Source organism: Ancylobacter radicis (assembly GCF_018449475.1).
Taxonomy (GTDB): domain Bacteria; phylum Pseudomonadota; class Alphaproteobacteria; order Rhizobiales; family Xanthobacteraceae; genus Ancylobacter; species Ancylobacter radicis.
Genome location: NZ_JAHCQH010000021.1, coordinates 192,133 through 209,911 on the forward strand (window position 1 = coordinate 192,133; position 17,779 = coordinate 209,911).

A 17,779-nucleotide genomic window follows, 5' to 3' on the forward strand; every position below is an offset into this window, starting at 1 on the left:
CCGACAGGGGGCCGTCGTTGTCGAACGAGGAACGTTACATGTCGCGCACCGCGCCTTCGCAGCCCAATTCCGCGCAGCCCCAGAACTCCACCCTGCGCCGCAGCCGCACCCGGCTGCTGGCCGGCGTCTTCACCCTTGCTCTCGCGGGCGGCGCCGTCGGCGGTCTGCTCCTGCCGGAGACCGTGACCCCGGCCAACGCCCAGATCACCACCAACCAGCCGGCCGGCACCTTCTCCTTCGCCGACATCGTCGAGAAGGTTTCCCCCGCCGTCGTCAGCGTCAAGGTGAAGAAGGACAGCGACGACCAGGTCGCGATGAATGACGAGGGTAACCAGAACATTCCGCCGCAGATCGAGCGTTTCATGCGCCGTTTCGGCCTCGGCCCGAACGGTCAGGGCGGTCCCGACATGGGTCCGCGCCGTGGCGGCCCCGGCCATCGCGCCGTGGTCGGTCAGGGCTCCGGCTTCTTCATCTCGGCTGACGGCTATGTCGTGACCAACAACCATGTGGTCGACGGTGCTTCCGAAGTCGACGTGACCCTCACCGATGGCAAGAGCTACACCGCCAAGGTGGTGGGCACCGATCCGCGCACCGACGTGGCGCTGCTCAAGGTCGACGGCAAGTCGGACTTCCCTTGGGTGAAGCTGGCCGGCAAGGCGCCGCGCGTCGGTGACTGGGTGGTCGCGGTCGGCAACCCGTTCGGCCTTGGCGGCACCGTGACCGCCGGCATCGTCTCGGCCCGTGGCCGCGACATCGGCTCGGGTCCCTATGACGACTTCCTGCAGATCGACGCCCCGATCAACCGCGGCAATTCCGGTGGCCCGACCTTCAGCCTCGACGGCGACGTGATCGGCGTGAACACCGCCATCGTCTCGCCCTCGGGCGGCAATGTCGGCATCGCCTTCGCCATCCCGTCCGAGACGGTGATCGAGGTGGTGGACGCGCTGAAGGCCGGCGGGCAGGTGGCGCGCGGCTATGTCGGCGTGCAGATCCAGCCGGTCAGCGACGAGGTTGCCGAGGCGCTGGACCTCAAGAACTCCGAGGGCGCGCTGGTCGCCCAGGTGCAGCCCGGCACGCCCGGCGAGAAGGCCGGCCTCAAGCCCGGCGACGTCGTGACCGCGATCGACGGCGAGACCATCAAGGACTCCCGCGAGATGTCGCGCGAGGTCGCCCGCAAGAAGCCGGGCACCACAATCAAGCTCTCCGTGCTGCGTGACGGCAAGACCATCACCGTCCCGGTCACGCTGGAGCAGCTCCCGACCGATGTCGCCTCGAACGATACCGGCAAGGGTTCGGGCACGGAGGAAGGCAACCGCGACGTGCCGCGTCTCGGCCTCAGCCTCGCCCCGGCCAAGGGCGTTGCCGGCGCCGGCGACCAGGGCGTCGTCATCACCGAGGTCGACCCGAACGGCCCGGGCGCCGAGCGCGGCCTGAAGGCTGGTGACGTCATCCTCGATGTCGGCGGCAAGCCGGTCGCCACCCCTTCCGATGTCCGCGACGGCCTCGCCGCCGCGCGCAAGGACAACCGCAAGGCCGTGCTGATGCGCGTGAAGTCCGAGCAGGGCACCCGCTTCGTCGCCATCTCGCTCGGCGAGCAGCGCGGCTGATCGATCGGTTCCGGCCGCAGTTCGTTCCGTCGCCCCTTGGGCTGCGGCTGGTCCGGTGGCGCGGGAAGTCCGAAAGGGCTTCCCGCGTCCTCGTTTCAGCGTCCGCGACGGTACCCTCTTGAACCGCCCCGATAGGCGGGAGGCGTGAAATGACGTACATGGAAGCGAGTTCGAATCCCTCCACCGCCCATGAGTCCGCCGCGGGCCGAGACCGCTACGCGCTCGATCCGGCGGACCTCAGGAAGAATGCCGAAGACGCCATGCGCCTGCTCGTCGTGGAAGATGATCGCGATGCCGCCGACTATCTGCGCAAGGCGTTCCGTGAAGCCGGCCATGTGGTGGACCTCGCCGCCGATGGCGAGGAGGGCCTCGCTCTCGCGCTCGATGGCGGTTACGACGTGCTGATCGTCGACCGAATGCTGCCGCGCCGCGACGGGCTCTCGCTCATTTCCGAGCTGCGCGGGCGCGGCGACAAGACCCCGGCGCTGATCCTTTCCGCGCTCGGCCAGGTGGATGACCGCGTGACCGGGCTGCGCGCCGGTGGCGACGACTATCTGCCCAAGCCCTATGCCTTTTCCGAGCTGCTGGCGCGTGTCGAGGCCCTCGCCCGGCGCGGCGGACCGCAGGCGACGGACACTGTCTATCGCGTCGCGGACCTTGAGCTCGACCGTCTGGCGCACCGCGTCACCCGCGGCGGGCAGGAGATCGTGCTGCAGCCGCGCGAGTTCCGGCTGCTCGAATATCTGATGCGCCATGCCGGGCAGGTGGTGACGCGGACCATGCTGCTGGAGAATGTGTGGGACTATCATTTCGACCCGCAGACCAACGTGATCGACGTGCACGTCTCGCGCCTGCGCTCGAAGATCGACAAGGGCTTCGATCCGCCGCTGCTCCATACGGTGCGCGGCGCGGGATACATCGTCCGTGACGTCGCTCGCTAGGCTGCTCCGTTCCACCGCGTTCAAGCTGATCGCGGCCTATATCATCGTCTTCGCCGTCTTCGCCGGCTCGGTGATCGCCTATCTCGGCTGGCACACGCAGCGCCTCGTCACCCGGCAGGCGGTGGAGGCGATCGAGAACGACACCCGCTTCATGCAGGCGCAGTTCGAGCGCGGCGGGGTGAGCCGGCTCGTGCAGGTGGTGAACCGGCGCGCCCGCGCGCCCGATGCCGGGCTGCTGCTCATCACCAGCTTCAATGGCGAACCCCTCGCCGGCAATGTGCTCAACCTGCCGCTCAACTTCCTCGACAAGGAAGGCTGGCGGGAGATCGACTATGTGCGCTCCGAGGAGCAGACCGCGCCGCCAAGCCGCGCTCTGGTGAACGTCATCTTCCTGCCGGGCGAGTTCCGCCTGCTGGTCGGGCGCGACGTCGTCGAGCGCGAGGAACTGCGCAAGATCATCATCGGCCCGGCGCTCTGGGGGCTGGGTCTGCTGGTGGTCATGGGCATTGCCGGCGGCCTGTTCGTGACCCGGCGCGTGCTGAAGCGGATCGACCGGATGACCGCGACCTCCGAGGTCATCATGGCCGGCAATCTGTCGCGCCGGCTGGAGGTGGACGGCACCGGCGACGAGTTCGACCGGCTGGCGCTCAGCCTCAACGCCATGCTGGAGCGCATCGAGGCGCTGATGGCGGGGCTGAAGGAAGTTTCCGACAACATCGCCCATGATTTGAAGACCCCGCTCACCCGGCTGCGCAACCGCGCCGAGGACGCGCTGCGCACGGCACGGACGGAAGAGGAGTGGCGGGCCGCCACCGAGCAGACTATCGACGAATCGGACGGGCTGATCCGCACCTTCGACGCGCTGCTGATGATCGCCCGCGCCGAGGCTGGCCAAGCCAGCGCCTCCATGGTGCGGGTCGATCTCGCCGCCATGGTCGAGGGCGTGGCCGAACTCTATGAGCCGGTGGCGGACGAGAACGGGCTCGACCTCGTGCTGGAGGCGACCGGCCGGCTGCCCGTGCAGGCGGTGCGCGAACTGGTGGCGCAGGCGCTCTCCAACCTGATCGACAACGCGATCAAGTACAGCGCCCCCGCGGTACCCGGCGAGCGCCGGGAGGTTCGGCTCACCGCCGGACTTATCGACGGCCGGGTGCGCCTGACGGTGGCCGATCAAGGGCCGGGCATCGCCGAGGCCGATCGGGGGCGGGTGCTGGAACGCTTCGTGCGGCTGGAAGCGAGCCGTACCCGGCCCGGCTTCGGTCTCGGCCTGTCGCTGGTGGCGGCGGTGGTGCACCTGCATGGCGGTTCGATCACGCTGGAGAGCAACGAACCGGGGCTCAAGGTCATTATCGAGCTGCCGCTGGCGCCGACCGAGGAGGGAGCTGCCTGACTTTGCGGCAGGAGCTCAGGACTTCGGCAAGGAAATTCCGCTAGACTCGGGGCATGGTGCGGAAAGCAGAACGTCACAGCGTGTTGCAGAGCGGTGGTCCGGGAACGAGCGCGGAGCAGCCGACGCCGCCGGGCGGCTCCCTTGCCGCGCGGTTGCGGCTGGAAAAGGGCGCTCGGATTCCCGCGAAAATGTCGGCCGCGCTGGCCGATCTGCTGGAGCCGGCCCCGCCGGTCGTGCGCGAGCCGCTCGAAACGCTTATGGCGACCTATCCCGAGGCGCGCCGCGTGCTGGCGCGGGTGGCGCTGCATTCACCGTTCCTGTCCGAATTGATCCGGCAGGATCCCGCGCGGCTTCTGCACATCCTCGACAGCGATCCAGCCGTGGCGCTGGCCGAGGCGCGGGCGCGCGCGGTCGAGACCGTGGCGGCGAGCGAGGATGAGGCCGAGGTGATGGTCGCGCTGCGCCGGCTGCGCGCGCAGAGCGCGCTTACCATCGCGCTGGCCGATATTGGCGATGTGTTCGATCTCACGACGGTCACCGCCGAACTCACCGACACCGCCGACACGGCGATCGCGGCGGCGACCTCCTTCCTGTTCCGCGAGGCGGTCGGTGCCCGCAAGCTAAAGGCGGAGGGCGCGCAGGGGCGCGGCTACACCATTCTCGCCATGGGCAAGCATGGCGCGCGCGAGCTCAACTATTCCAGCGATGTCGACCTCATCGTGCTCTACGACCCCGACCTCGCGCCGCTGCGCGCCGATGTCGAGGCCGCGCCGCTGTTCGTCCGGATGACGCAGAAGCTGGTGCGCCTCATTCAGGAGCGCACGGCGGACGGCTATGTCGCGCGCGTCGACCTGCGGCTGCGGCCGGATCCGGCCTCGACACCGGTGGCGGTCTCCGTCGACGCCGCCCTCGACTATTACGAGCGCGAGGGCGCGACCTGGGAGCGGGCGGCCTATATCAAGGCGCGGCCCATTGCCGGCGATATCGCGCTGGGCGAGGCCTTCCTCAAGCAGCTTTCCCCCTTCGTCTGGCGGCGCTCGCTCGATTATGCGGCGGTGGCCGATGTCCATGCGATGAAGCAGGACATCCACGCCTTTCGCGGTCACGGGGCGATCGCGGTGGAGGGACACAACGTCAAGCTCGGACGCGGCGGCATTCGCGAGATCGAGTTCTTCGCCCAGACCCAGCAGCTCATCGCCGGTGGGCGCGACCCGGATCTGCGCACGCCCCGGACGCTGGAGGCGCTGGCCCTTCTCGCCCGGACCGGGTGGATCGGCGAGGAGGCGCGGGCTGAACTCGACGAGGCCTATCATTTCCTGCGCCGTGTCGAGCATCGTCTGCAGATGGTGGCGGATGCGCAGACCCATTCGCTGCCAGAGGATGAGGCGGCGCTCGCCGATTTCGCCCGCTTCATGGGTTACGCCAAGCTGTCGGCCTTTGCCGATGCCCTCACCGCGCGGCTGTCCACGGTGCAGGATCACTATTCGAAGCTGTTCGAGGACGCCCCGCCCCGCGCGGCGGTGGAAGGCCGGCTCGACTTTCCCCCCGACAAGGACGACCGCGAGACGCTGGCGACGCTGCACAAGCTCGGCTATGCGGAGCCTCTGGCGGCGAGCGCGCTGGTGCGCGGCTGGCTGGCCGGCGACTACCGGGCGTTGCGGCTGGAGCCGGTGCGGGCGGAACTGGCGGCCATCGTGCCGCTGCTGCTCGACTCGCTGGCGCGGGGCGGGGCGCCGGACGCGGCGCTGATCGCCGCCGACCGTTTCTTCCAGGAGCTGCCGACCGCCGTGCGGCTGATGCCGGCGCTGATGCATAACCCCGATCTGGTGCGGCTGCTCGCCACCATTCTCGGCACCGCACCGCGCCTCGGCGAGATGTTGGCGCACCGACCCTCGCTGGTCGACGCGCTGCTCGATCCGAGCTTCTTCGGCGCCTTGCCCGATGAGGCGGCGCTGGCCGAGCGGCTGGATCGCGAGCTGGAATTTGCCGAGGGCGAGGAAGACCTGCTCGACCGCGCCCGGCGCTTCCGGCAGGAACAGCACGTGCTGATCGGCGTGCGCATCCTCTCCGGCACGCTGCCGGCCGCCCGCGCCGGCGAGGCCTTCGCGCGGCTGGCCGACGTGTTGATCCGGGCGCTGGAACGCGCGGTGGAGACGCGGTTCCGCGAGGCGCATGGCCGTCTGCCCGGCGCGGAGATCGCGGTACTCGCCATGGGCAAGCTCGGCGGGCGCGAAATGACGGCCGGCTCCGACCTCGACCTCATCGTGCTCTATGATTTCGACGAGGACCACCCCGAGAGCGAGGGGCCTCGCCGTCTGCACGGCGCACAATATTTCGCCCGGCTGACCCAGCGCATCGTCAGTGCGCTGACCACGCCGACCAATGCCGGCCAGCTCTATGAGGTGGATCTGCGGCTGCGTCCCTCCGGCCGGTCGGGCCCGGTGGCGACCAGCCTGCCGCGCTTCGAGGTCTATCAGGCCGAGGAAGCCTGGGTGTGGGAACACATGGCGCTGACCCGCGCCCGCGTCGTCTGCGCCTCGCCAGCTTTCCGGGCGCGGGTCAAGGCCGTCATCACCGAGGTGCTGTGCCGCGAGCGCGAGCCGGGACGGCTTGCCGCCGACATCCGCGACATGCGCAGCGCCATCGCCGACGAGAAAGGCGACGGCGAACGCTGGGACCTGAAATACGCCAGGGGTGGGCTCGTCGATATCGAGTTCATCGCGCAATATCTGGTTCTGGCCCATGGACGCAGCCACCCCACCATCGTCGACACGTCGACGCTGAAGGTGATCGCGCAGGCGACGCAGGCGGGGCTGATCGATGCGCAGGACGGCCAGTTGCTGGCCGATACCGGCAAGCTGATGCATGACCTGACGCAGGTGCTGCGCCTGTGCATTACCGAGCCGTTCAAGCCCGAGACGGCGAGCCCGGCGCTGCGCCGGCTGCTGGCGCGGGCCGGGGCGATGCCGGATTTCTCGACGCTGGAGGCGCATCTGTTCGAGGCGCAGAACGCCGTGCGCGCCGCCTTCGAGCGCATCCTCACCCAGGAGCCGACCCGCCGGCGCCGGCGGGCCTGAACACGCGTCAGGCGGTGGCTGCGAGCTTTTCCGCTACCAGATCGCCAATGGCGAGGCTCGCGGTGAGGCCGGGCGATTCGATGCCGAACAGCTGCACCAGCCCTGCCACGCCATGTTCGTCCGGTCCATCGATGCGGAAATCGGCGGCGGGGGAGCCGGGCGGCGTGATCTTCGGCCGGATGCCGGCATAGGCGGGAGTGAGCACCCCGTCCGGCAGGGCCGGCCAATAGCGGCGGATCGCGTCATAGAACACCTCGCCGCGCGCGGGATTCACATCGTAGTTCATCGCCTCGATCCATTCCGTGTCCGGCCCGAAACGGGCCTGCCCGGCGAGGTCGAGGGTGAGGTGCACGCCGAGCCCCGCCTGTTCCGGCACGGGATAGATGAGGCGGGTGAAAGGCGCGCGGCCGGCGAGGGTGAAATAACTGCCCTTGCAGAAATAGGCCGGCGGGATCGCTTGGGCCGGAATGCCGGCGATGGCGCGGGCGATTGGCACCGCGCCGTGGCCGGCCGCATTGACGAAGCTGCGGCAACGCAGGCTCATCGGCTCGGCGCCGCCGACGCGCAGAACGATCCCATCCGGGACGATCTCGCCACTGAGGATCGGCGCGTTGAAGGCGATCATGCCGCCGGCATCTTCAAGGTCGCCGCGCAAGGCGAGCATCAGCGCGTGGCTGTCGATGATGCCGGTCGCGGGTGAGAGCAAGGCGGCCACGGCATTCAGCGCCGGCTCCAGCGCGCGCGCTTCCGTGCCGGTCAGCGGCTGGAGAGTGGTGACGCCGCAGGCCCGCGCATGGGTATCGATGGCGGCAAGCTTCGCGGTTTCGGCCTCGGTGGTGGCGACGATCAGCTTGCCGCACTTGCGGTGCGGAATCGTGCGCTCCGCGCAATAGGCATAGAGCGCATCGCGCCCGGCAACGCAGAGCCGGGCCTTGAGCGTGCCGGCGGGATAATAGATGCCGGCATGGATCACCTCGCTGTTGCGGGCCGAGGTTTCCGACCCGACGAGGCCGGTGGATTCGAGCACCAGAACCTCGCGTCCGGCCAGGGCAAGCGCGCGGGCGATGGCGAGGCCGACCACCCCGGCGCCCGCCACCACGCAGTCGATGAAAGCCGGATCGTCACTCGTCATGCGGGGTTCTTAGCGCGCCGGCAAAGCGGGCGCATTACGATAGTGCAGCGCCGGGCGACCCTGGAGCGGCAGGCGGATGATGACCGTGGTGCCCACGCCCTCCGAGGAGCGGATGCGCATGGTGCCGCCGTGCAGTTCCACCAGCGACTTGGCGATGGCGAGGCCGAGGCCGGAGCCCTTGTAGGTCTTGGTGAACTGGCTCTCGACCTGCTCGAAGGGCCTGCCGATCTTGGCCAGCGCGTTCTTGGGAATGCCGATGCCGGAATCCTCGATGACCAGCAGGGCCGCGCGTTGCGAGGCGCGGGTGCGGATCGTGATGCGGCCTTTTTCCGGCGTGAACTTGATGGCGTTGGAGATGAGGTTGAGCGCGATCTGCTTGAGGGCGCGGCGGTCCGCCTCGACGGTGACGCCTTCATCCGACTCGGCGGCGACGGTGAGCTGCTTCTCGTCCGCCCGCACCGACATGACGCGGATGGCGTCGGTGATGATTTCGTCGAGATTGGTGGGCTGAAGGTTGAGCTGCACCCGCCCGGCCTCGATGCGCGACATATCGAGAATGTCGTTGATGACGTCGAGCAGGTAACGGCCGGAATCGCGGATGTCGCGGCAATATTCGTTGTACTTGTCGCTGCCGAGCGGGCCGAACAGCCCGCTTTCCATCAGTTCCGAGAAGCCGATGATGGCATTGAGCGGCGTGCGCAGCTCATGGCTCATATTGGCAAGGAATTCGGACTTGGCGCGGTTGGCGTCCTCCGCCTTGTTCTTCTCGTCGGCGTAGTTCTGGGCGAGTTCGGCGAGCTGGAGAGCCTGCATTTCCAGCGTCTGCTGGGATTTGCGCAGATCCGCGACAAGGGCCATGAGGCGCTTCTCGCTCTCCATCAGGCGTTCTTCGTGGCGTTTCAGCGCGGTGATGTCGGTGCCGACGGAGACGAAGCCGCCATCCTTGGTGCGGCGCTCGGTGACCTTCAGCCAGCGCCCGCCTTCAAGCTGCGCCTCGAAGGCGCGGGCGCCCTCATCCGGCCGGTCCTCGGTGCGCAGGGGAATGCGCACCACCGGCTGGCGGGCAATGGCGGCAATGGCCTCGAATGGCGTGCCGGGGACGACATTGGTGTCGCCGAAGCCATGCAGGGACTGGAATTTCGAGTTGCACATGACGAGGCGGTTGGCGCTGTCCCACAGCACGAAGGACTCGGAGATGCTCTCGATCGCGTCGCGCAGGCGCATATCGGCGGTGGCGGTGCGCTCGGCCAGGCGCCGTTCCTCGGTGACATCGACGGCGATGCCGACCAGATGCGGCGGCTCGCCATTTTCCTGCGCCACCACTTCCGCGCGGGCGCGCAGCCATACCCAGTGCCCGTCCGCGTGTTTCATGCGGAAGACCCGCTCGATGGTGCGGCCCGGCTTGTCGGCGATCTCCTTGGCGACGTCGTAGAGATTGGTGTCGTCGGGATGCACCAGCGCGGCGACCTCGCCGAAGGAGACGAGCTCGTCGCGTGGCTCATGGCCGAGCATTTCGAACATGGAACTCGACCAGAACATGCGGCCGCGGCCCATGTCCCAATCCCACAGACCGCAGCGCCCGCGCGAGAGCGCGGTGTCGATGCGGGCCCGCACCGTGTCATAGATGCCGTCCGCCTCGCGTGCCCGCGTCGCCTGCCAGTGGAAGGCGAAGCCGAGGATCATGAGCACCGCGCCCGTCGTGCTGAGCAGCGTGACGGTCAGGATGGTGTCGGACTGCCAGGTGGCGAGCGCGCTGGCGACAGGCTGCACCGCCACGAGCTGGAGCGGCAGCGCGTGCAGGTTGCGCACCGTGGCGAGCGCCACGACGCCGCCCGGCAGCGTCACTTCGAGCACGCCGGCATCTTCGGCGAAGATGGTCAGCGCCTGAACATTGCTGATCAGGTGGCGGATGTCGTCGCCCGTGCTGGCCGTGCCGGTGGAAGCGCCGGCGGCGTCATGGGTGACGAGGACCTTGCCCGTGCTGTCGATGAGACCGTAGCGCCGATCGTCATCCACCGCGCGCGGGGGGAGCGCAGCGGCGAGTGTGTCGGCGATGGGGCTATCCGTGCCGCGGCGATCGATCTCGCTGGAGAGAGCGGCGGTGAAGAGGGCAAGCTCGTCCTTGGCGTTGGCAAGGGCGTCGGCCCGATAGGAGCGGGTCTGGATGATCGCCGCAATGGCGACAATGGCGATGAACGCCACGATCAGCGCAGGCACCGCCTTGCGCAGAAAGGGTTCGGCGTCGACCAGCCGCTGATAAGCGGGTTTTGCAACCGAGCGTGCCAGGCCTTGCATGGCCTGGGCGCGCACGGACGCACCCGCAGCGTTGGCGCGCGCCATCGCCGGTCTCCCCCGAGTCCCAGTGCCCAGTGTGAAGGAGGGATGTGCCGCATCTCTCCGAATCACCCTGATTTGAATCGAAGCAGCCCCCCCCTGTCCAGAGTCCTCGGGAGTCAAGTTAACGATTCGGCAATCTCTGGGTGGTCGTGGCGGTGCGGCGGTAATGTCGCCAATGCGCATGGACGGCCCCGAACCCCTGATGCTATGCGCTTTGGCGCGGTCTGAGCATGGGAGACGAAAAAATGAGTGAGATTTGGTTCCGTACCGGCGAAGCGACGGTGTTGGCGGCCGATGGGCAGTTTACCGACGCCATGCCCGAGGTTTTGATCGGTTCGGTGCGCGGTCCGGCCGGCCATGCCTTCGCGGGGATGATGGGCCAGGTGCAGGGCCACACCCGCATGTTCGTGGTGCGCGACCTGAACCAGATGGTGCGCCCGGCCACGATGATGACCACCAAGGCGACCATTCACACGCTCGAATATGTCGATCTGCTCGGCGGTGTGGTGCAGGGCGCCATCGGCGACGCCATCGTCGACGCGCTGGCGGAGGGCATCCTCCCCAAGGATCAGGCGGACGAGATCTGCATGATCGTGATGGTGTGGCTCGATCCGCGTTGCGCCGAAGATCCGAACCTCGACAAGGCCGATCTCTACCGCACCAATTACGAAGCGATGAAGATCGCGCTGGAGCGGGCGATGACCGGCAAGCCGACGGTCGACGAACTGATCGCCAACCGCAAGACGGTTAAGCACTACGCGCTCGATGGCGTGGTCGAGTATTGATGGCCTGCGAGCCGGCCCGTGCAAGGGCCGGCTCGCGCAGCGCCGCTCAGTCGAGCGCGCGACCGACAATATCCGAGACGTCGGGCGACAGGCCCGGCGTTTCCGCCACCCGCCGCAGCGCGCTCTGGGCGCGGCCGGCGCGGCCCGCTTCCAGCGCCCGCCAGCTCTTGAACGCGGCGAGCAGCCGAGCCGCGACCTGCGGGTTGATGCCATCGAGAGTTAGCACCGTTTCGGCCACGAATTCATAGCCAGCCCCATCCGGGCGGTTGAACTGGGTCTGGTTGGCGCTGGCGAAGGAGCCGATCAGCGAACGCACCCGGTTCGGGTTGCTCATGGCGAAAGCGGGATGCTCGGTGAGTGCGCGCACCCGCTCCAGCGTTCCCGGCTCGGAAATCTGCGCCTGCAGGGCGAACCATTTGTCGATGACCAGCGGATCGTCGCGGAACCGGTCATAGAAGGCGGCAAGCGCCGCCTCGCGGTCCGGCGGCGCGGCATGGGCGAGGACGGACAGCGCGGCGAAACGGTCCGTCATGTTATCGGCGGCGTCGAAATGGGTCAGCGCCCGTCCGATATCGGCCGATGTGCCGGTGGCGGCCAGCAGGTCCAGCGCCGTGTTGCGCAGCGCCCGGCGTCCGGCTGACGCGGCGTCCGGGGAATAGCCGCCCGCGGGCGCGGCATGAGAGTAGGCGGCCTCCAGTGCGGGGCGGAGCGCCTCGCCGAGCGTGCGGCGCAGCAGGCGCCGGGTGCTGTGGATGGCGTCGGGATCGACATCGCGGCCGATCTCCCGCGCAATATCGGACTCTGAGGGCAAGGCCAGCACCTGCGCGATGAAGGCCGGGTCGAGCGCACCATTGCCCAGTGTCGCTCCCAGCGCCTCGACCAGCGGGGCGGGGGAGGGCGCGGCTTCGCCCTCGCGCAGCGCCTGCGTGGCGGTGACGAGATGGGTAAGCGCGATCGTCTGCACCGCGTCGAACCTGTTGAACGGATCGGCGTCGTTACGGGCAAGGAAGACGAGATCGTCGGTGGTCAGATTCGAGCTGAGCTTCACCGGCGCGGCAAAGCCCCGGTTGAGCGAGGCGACGGGGCGATGCGGCAGGTCGGGGAAGACGAAGCTCTGCTTGGGCTGGCGCAGCAGGAGCACGCCCCGTTCGGCATTGGAGCCATCATCCAGCGTCAGCGGCAGATCCGCGCCGTCGGGGCCGACAAGACCCAGCGCGAGCGGGATCAGCATCGGCTGCTTGTCCGTCTGGCCAGGGGTGAGCGGCAGGCGCTGCTCGACATCGAGCCGCAGCGTGCGCGCCGCCTCATTCCAGTAGGTTTCCGCCCGGAGTTCGGGCGTGCCGGACTGGCTGTACCAGAGCGCGAACTGTTCGAGATCGACGCCATTGGCATCGGCGAAGCAGGCGAGGAAATCCTCGACGGTCGCCGCGTCGCCGTCATGACGGTCGAAATAGAGGTCCATGCCGGCGTGGAAGCCTTCCGCGCCGAGCACGGTCTTCAGCATCCGCACCACCTCGGCGCCCTTCTCGTAGACGGTCGCTGTGTAGAAATTGTTGATCTCGCGATAGGTGTTCGGCCGCACCGGATGGGCCAGCGGGCCCGCATCCTCGGCGAACTGGTGGCTCTTGAGCAGGCGCACATCGGCAATGCGTTTCACCGGCCGGGAACGCTGGTCCGAGGAGAATTCCTGATCGCGGAAGACGGTGAGTCCTTCCTTCAGGCAGAGCTGGAACCAGTCGCGGCAGGTGATGCGGTTGCCGGTCCAGTTGTGGAAATATTCATGGGCGATGATCGCCTCGATATTCGCATAGTCGGCATCGGTCGCCGTCTCGGGGCTGGCGAGGACGTATTTGTCGTTGAAGACATTGAGCCCCTTGTTCTCCATCGCCCCCATGTTGAAATCAGCCACGGCGACGATGTTGAACACATCGAGGTCGTACTCGCAGCCGAAGGCCTCCTCGTCCCAGCGCATGGAACGCTTGAGCGCGTCCATGGCGTAGCCGGCTCGGCCACTCTTGCCGGGTTCGACATAAATGCCGAGTTCCACAACCTTGCCGGTGGCGGTGGTGAAGCTGTCGGCCACGCGCTCCAGCTTTCCGCCGACCAGGGCGAAGAGATAGCAGGGCTTCGGCCAGGGATCGTGCCAGATGGCGAAATGGCGCGTGGTGCCCTCGATCGGACCGCTCTCGACCTTGTTGCCGTTGCCGAGCAGCACCGGCGCCTCGTCGCGTTCCGCCTCGATGCGGGTGGTGTAGACGGCAAGCACGTCCGGCCGGTCCGGGAAATAGGTGATGCGGCGGAACCCTTCGGCTTCGCACTGCGTGCAGTAGGTGCCGCTGGAACGGTAGAGGCCCATCAGCTTGGTGTTGGCGGAGGGGGCAAGCAGCGTCTCGATCTCCACCGTCACGGGCTGCTGCGGCGGGGCGAAGATGGTGAGGGACGACGGGGTCGCGGCATAGGACGTGCCGGCGAGCGGCACGCCGTCCAGCGCCAGCGACTTCAGCACCAGTTCGTCGCCGTCCAGCACGATGGGCGAGCCTTCACGTCCCTCGGGATTGGGCCGCATCGCCAGCCGGGCGATGACGCGCGTGGCACTGTGATGAAGCCGGATGTCGAGATGCACCGTGTCGACGAGCCAGTCCGGCGGCCGATATTGGCTGAGGCGGACAGGCTGGGGCTCGGCATCACGCAACATGAGAAGGCTCCGTACAGGGACGCCCAAGAAGTAGAGCGTCAGGCGGCGATCCGAAAGCCCCCGTGGATCCGGGCGTCGTTGGAACCGGGAACCTGATCTGCCGATGTCGGTTAATTGATCGCTGGGTCGGCCCCTGGCGCGGTCCCGATTGCGCCCGAGAAGGACAGATACGCATGAAGATGACGGTGGCAAGCGAGCGTTTCGAGGTACTCGATTCCTGGCGTGGTATCTGCGCCGTCATGGTCATCATCTACCACTTCATCTACATTGTGCGACTGGACTATTTGCACTGGAACCTGCTTTCCAACGCGTATCTGTTCGTCGACTTTTTCTTCGTGCTTTCCGGCTTTGTCGTTTGCCACGCCTATCGCGACCGGCTGCGCAGCGGGCGCAGCGTCGGCGGCTTCCTGCTGCGGCGCATCGGGCGGCTCTGGCCGCTGCATATCGCGGTGCTCTTTGCCTTCATGCTGGCGGTCATGGCGATCAACATTTCCGGCCGGCATCCCGATCATCTGATGATCGAGGCGGGCACGGGCAATTATTCCATGCGCGCGCTGCTGCTGAATGCGGCGTTGCTCAACTCCATGGGTTTCTATGGCGTCTCGTGGAACGGCCCGGCCTGGAGCATCGGCGCGGAGTTCTACACCTACGCCCTGTTCGCCGCCGTCACTCTGCTGGCCGGCGCGCGGCGGCTGGTGCCGGCGGCCCTCGTCATCACCTTGCTGGCCATGGGCGCGATCCTCATCGTCGCGCCGACTTACATGAATTCGACCGCTGATTACGGCTTCATCCGCTGCATTGCCGGCTTTTTCGCGGGTGTGGTCGCTTATCACGCGCATCAGCGCCTGCGTCATCTGCCGCTCCCGATGGCAACTCTCTGGGAAGTCGGCACTGTTGCGCTGGCCGGTCTGTTCATCGCCTCTGTCGGCACCGGGCCGGATGAGGTGAAGCCGATCAGCGTGCTGGCCCCGGTTGCCTTTGGCGCGGCCATTCTGGTCTTCGCGCGCGAGGGCGGGTGGGTTTCCGTGATGCTGCGCGCCCGTCCGCTTCGCGCGTTGGGCTGCTGGTCCTATTCGATCTATCTCATCCACATGCCGCTGCTGATCCTGCTCGCCTATGGCATCTGGCTTTATGGCGATGTGGCGGGCGTGGCGGTGCGGCAGGACGTCGATGTGCTCGGCCACATGAAGACGCTCTATGATCTCGGCGATCCGCTCCTGACGGGCGTCTTGCTGGCCGGCTTCGTCGGGTTGGTGATCGCGCTGGCCGCCTTTACCTATGCGCGGATCGAGGAGCCGTGGCGCGATCGCTTCACCCGCATTGCCCGCAATTACGAGACGCGTGGGCGCAGCTACGCGCCGCTGCCCTCGCGCTCGGTCATGGGCACGCCGATCCCGGTCCGCATCGATCGGCGGGGGCGCTGAAGGGTCAGCGGGTGCGGGTGATCTCGACCCCGGCATCGCGGAAGATGCCGGCGATCGGCGCGGAGGGCTTGTGCAGCTCGACCCGCACCTTCTCGACTCTGGGGTAACGGGTGAGCACGGTCTCGGCGATCGCCTGCGCCAGTGCCTCGAGAATATGGAAGCGGTGACCGGAGGAGACCTCGTGCACCAGAGCGAACACCTTCTCATAGCCGACCGTTGACCCGTAATCGTCGGCACGTGCCGCCGGATCCGCGTCCAGCCACCAGTCGATGTCGATGATGAAGCGTTGGCCGAGCCGCGCCTCCTCCTCATGCAGCCCGTGATGGGCATGCAGTTCGATTCCTCTTAGAAAGATGCGGTCGGACATGAAGGGATTTCCGGCGGTTCAGGCGGTGAGGGCGGCGGCGAGCAGGCCGACGGCGACGGCCGGTGCACAGTCCGCCGCCGCGCCGGAGAGGGCTTCGTCGTCGGTGAGCACATTGGCAAGGTCGAGATAGGTCGCGTCCCGGCGCTCGGCCAGCTTGGCGGCAAGAAAGCGCCCGACCCCCGCGCCGACGATCATGTCGATCTCTTCATTCTGGGCGGAGGCGACACAATCCACGGCGCGCGAAAGGCGGTAAAGCTGGGCTTCCGAAAGATGGCGCGCCAGCGCTCTGGCCGGGGCGAGGCTGCCGGGCGCATAATCCTGCCCGACCATGCGCAGCAGGCGGCGAGCGCTGGCTTCCTCCGTCTTCGGCCCGCCATCCGCGCTCGGATGCAGGTCCGCACCCTCCGGCAATTCGCCGGTGAGCCGGTAGATATCTGCGCTCGTTGCATAATGCTCGGCCATCAGCGGCAACCAGCGGCCGCCGAACGGTGCCTCCGGCGCCAGCGCCATGACCGGCGTGCGGGCGGCGCCGGTATAGATCAGCTCATTGCCGGCGAGCCGCTCCGCATCGGTGAAGCCGCGTGCCGTCACACGCCCCGCGGAAAACGGGATGAGGTCGCTGGTGGTCGAGCCGATATCCACCAGCAGCCCTCCGGGCAGAAGATGGGCCAGCACGGCGGCGGTGGCGTACCAGTTGGCGGAACCGATGGCGTCGGCATGCGCGACCGCCTGCTCCGCCTCGACGAAACCCTCTGGTCCCGCAAACAGGGCGAGCGGCGCGCCGGCGAGTTCCTCCATCAGGATCGCCACCGTCCCCACCACGCCGCTGCGCCGGTCCGGCCACAGATCGGCGACTTCGGCGGTCATGGTGACGGCGGAGGAGGCTTCGGGCGGAAACTCGGCGCGCAGCGTGCGGATCGCCTCGCGCAGATGATCCGCTCCCTTCCAGACGGGGCAAGGCGCGATGCGCACGGCCTTCAGCCCCCCCTCAATGCCGAAGGCGGCCAGCTTCACATGGGCGCCGCCGACATCCCAACCAAGGCGATTAATTCGGGTCAAAGGCTGATCTCAACTGGAACGGTGGAAGGGAGAGGAGGCAGGTCCGGCACCACCCCGTCGTGACTGAGTTCGGCGAGGAAGGCGAGCGGATTGATGCCCAGGGACCGGCGCAGTCCGACATAGGAAGTGGTGAGGCGCGGATTGATCTCCACGATCACCGGTCCGTCCGGCGTGGCGATGTAGTCCACGCCGAGGAAGCCGTGCAGTCCCGGAAAAGCGGCGCCGATGGCTTCTCCAAGCCCGCGCAATGCCTCGTCGACCGGGAAAGCTCCCACGGTGACGCCGCGCAGCACCATCTGGCCGTCCACTGTGCTCATATGCTGGCGGTTGGCGGATAGTACATGGGTCCGGCCCAACTGGCAGAGCAGGTTGAGGCTCGCCGCCATGCCCTCGACCAGGGGCTGGACGACCACGCCAGGCGGATAGGGACCGGCGGGCAAGCGGGAAAAGACCCGCACATCCACCGCGCCGGCGCCGTCGTCCGGCTTGATGACGAACGGTCCCAACCGGCCGGTCGGGACCGTGTCCGGCGACCAGGTTGGAATGGCCGCAATTCCGGCGGCCGTGAGCTGCTCGGCGGTGCGGGCCTTGCTTGCGCAGAGCCGCAGGGTTTCTTCCTCGCAGGCGATCACGCGGGAATTGCGGGCGCGCAACTGCTCGACCAGACGGTCGAGAATGCCCTCGCACTCCGGTGCGATCGGCCAGCAGCAATCCGCCTGTGCGGCGAGGTCGTTCCAGATCGCGCGCGTATCGTCGCCCGGCCGGATGGCGATGCTGTCCCCGCGCGCGGGCGGATCGAGCCGCGCATCATGGGTTGTGATCACGCGGATTCCGGGGAGATCTTCGAGATCGCCGATCAGCGCGTCGCGCATCATTATGCCTTCGGCTATCAGGGCCTCGGGAAGATCAACGCCGATATGGTCGCCGCCGGACACCGTTTCGCAGACGAAGACGCGCATTAGTAA

The 17,779-nt window shown here is 67.7% G+C and carries 12 protein-coding genes; 6 read left to right on the forward strand and 6 right to left on the reverse strand.

What is annotated here, in order from left to right; genetic code table 11:
• Positions 1 to 38: 38 nt before the first annotated feature.
• The 4 genes from KIP89_RS17165 to KIP89_RS17180 all read left to right on the forward strand — a co-directional run bounded on the left by KIP89_RS17165 (position 39) and on the right by KIP89_RS17180 (position 7,015).
• A complete protein-coding gene (locus KIP89_RS17165) occupies positions 39 to 1,607 on the forward strand; it encodes a Do family serine endopeptidase (protein ID WP_213756807.1) in 1,569 nt (522 codons plus the stop codon).
• Between the two features lie 260 nt (positions 1,608 to 1,867).
• Positions 1,868 to 2,548, forward strand: coding sequence for a response regulator transcription factor (locus KIP89_RS17170; protein ID WP_213756939.1), 681 nt, complete (start codon positions 1,868 to 1,870; stop codon positions 2,546 to 2,548).
• A complete protein-coding gene (locus tag KIP89_RS17175; RefSeq protein WP_213756808.1) occupies positions 2,532 to 3,938 on the forward strand; it encodes a sensor histidine kinase in 1,407 nt (468 codons plus the stop codon). The genes KIP89_RS17170 and KIP89_RS17175 overlap by 17 nt, the downstream gene beginning before the upstream one ends.
• A 53-nt stretch (positions 3,939 to 3,991) precedes the next feature.
• Entirely contained in the window at positions 3,992 to 7,015 is a 3,024-nt protein-coding gene (locus tag KIP89_RS17180; protein WP_213756809.1) for a bifunctional [glutamine synthetase] adenylyltransferase/[glutamine synthetase]-adenylyl-L-tyrosine phosphorylase, read from the forward strand.
• Between the two features lie 7 nt (positions 7,016 to 7,022).
• Here KIP89_RS17180 and KIP89_RS17185 read toward each other — a convergent pair whose 3' ends face one another.
• Together KIP89_RS17185 and KIP89_RS17190 are read right to left on the reverse strand one after the other, a co-directional pair.
• A complete protein-coding gene (locus KIP89_RS17185; protein WP_213756810.1) occupies positions 7,023 to 8,147 on the reverse strand; it encodes an NAD(P)/FAD-dependent oxidoreductase in 1,125 nt (374 codons plus the stop codon).
• A gap of 9 nt (positions 8,148 to 8,156) precedes the next feature.
• Entirely contained in the window at positions 8,157 to 10,487 is a 2,331-nt protein-coding gene (locus KIP89_RS17190; protein WP_213756811.1) for a sensor histidine kinase, read from the reverse strand.
• A 242-nt stretch (positions 10,488 to 10,729) separates the two neighbouring features.
• Between KIP89_RS17190 and fae the strand changes: the two genes are divergently transcribed.
• Positions 10,730 to 11,269 carry a formaldehyde-activating enzyme gene (gene fae, locus KIP89_RS17195; RefSeq protein ID WP_213756812.1) on the forward strand — a complete coding sequence of 180 codons (540 nt, stop codon included), beginning with the start codon at positions 10,730 to 10,732 and terminating at the stop codon, positions 11,267 to 11,269.
• 46 nt (positions 11,270 to 11,315) lie between these two features.
• Here the strand turns inward: fae and pepN are convergent, their stop codons facing one another.
• On the reverse strand, positions 11,316 to 13,964 hold the full coding sequence (pepN, locus tag KIP89_RS17200; protein WP_213756813.1) for an aminopeptidase N: 2,649 nt from the start codon (positions 13,962 to 13,964) through the stop codon (positions 11,316 to 11,318).
• 173 nt (positions 13,965 to 14,137) lie between these two features.
• Between pepN and KIP89_RS17205 the strand changes: the two genes are divergently transcribed.
• Positions 14,138 to 15,388 carry an acyltransferase family protein gene (locus KIP89_RS17205; RefSeq protein ID WP_213756814.1) on the forward strand — a complete coding sequence of 417 codons (1,251 nt, stop codon included), beginning with the start codon at positions 14,138 to 14,140 and terminating at the stop codon, positions 15,386 to 15,388.
• Between the two features lie 4 nt (positions 15,389 to 15,392).
• Here KIP89_RS17205 and folB read toward each other — a convergent pair whose 3' ends face one another.
• Genes folB through KIP89_RS17220 form a run of 3 tightly spaced genes read right to left on the reverse strand, consistent with a single transcriptional unit; the run spans position 15,393 to position 17,773 of the window.
• Positions 15,393 to 15,755 (reverse strand): dihydroneopterin aldolase, encoded by a 363-nt coding sequence (gene folB, locus KIP89_RS17210; RefSeq protein WP_213756815.1) that lies wholly within the window; start codon positions 15,753 to 15,755, stop codon positions 15,393 to 15,395.
• An 18-nt stretch (positions 15,756 to 15,773) separates the two neighbouring features.
• Positions 15,774 to 16,814, reverse strand: coding sequence for a hydantoinase/oxoprolinase family protein (locus KIP89_RS17215; RefSeq protein ID WP_213756816.1), 1,041 nt, complete (start codon positions 16,812 to 16,814; stop codon positions 15,774 to 15,776).
• Positions 16,811 to 17,773, reverse strand: a complete 963-nt coding sequence (locus KIP89_RS17220) for an ATP-grasp domain-containing protein (RefSeq protein WP_213756817.1) — start codon at positions 17,771 to 17,773, stop codon at positions 16,811 to 16,813. Before KIP89_RS17220 ends, KIP89_RS17215 begins: the two co-directional genes overlap by 4 nt.
• Positions 17,774 to 17,779 lie beyond the last annotated feature (6 nt).

Coding starts and splice junctions, on each gene's coding strand:
- KIP89_RS17170 (WP_213756939.1), top strand. CDS start 1,868: ATGCGCCTGCTCGTCGTGGAAGATGATCGCGATGCCGCCGACTATCTG.
- KIP89_RS17205 (WP_213756814.1), top strand. CDS start 14,138: ATGAAGATGACGGTGGCAAGCGAGCGTTTCGAGGTACTCGATTCCTGG.
- KIP89_RS17190 (WP_213756811.1), bottom strand. CDS start 10,487: ATGGCGCGCGCCAACGCTGCGGGTGCGTCCGTGCGCGCCCAGGCCATG.
- KIP89_RS17220 (WP_213756817.1), bottom strand. CDS start 17,773: ATGCGCGTCTTCGTCTGCGAAACGGTGTCCGGCGGCGACCATATCGGC.
- fae (WP_213756812.1), top strand. CDS start 10,730: ATGAGTGAGATTTGGTTCCGTACCGGCGAAGCGACGGTGTTGGCGGCC.
- pepN (WP_213756813.1), bottom strand. CDS start 13,964: ATGTTGCGTGATGCCGAGCCCCAGCCTGTCCGCCTCAGCCAATATCGG.
- folB (WP_213756815.1), bottom strand. CDS start 15,755: ATGTCCGACCGCATCTTTCTAAGAGGAATCGAACTGCATGCCCATCAC.
- KIP89_RS17180 (WP_213756809.1), top strand. CDS start 3,992: ATGGTGCGGAAAGCAGAACGTCACAGCGTGTTGCAGAGCGGTGGTCCG.
- KIP89_RS17165 (WP_213756807.1), top strand. CDS start 39: ATGTCGCGCACCGCGCCTTCGCAGCCCAATTCCGCGCAGCCCCAGAAC.
- KIP89_RS17185 (WP_213756810.1), bottom strand. CDS start 8,147: ATGACGAGTGACGATCCGGCTTTCATCGACTGCGTGGTGGCGGGCGCC.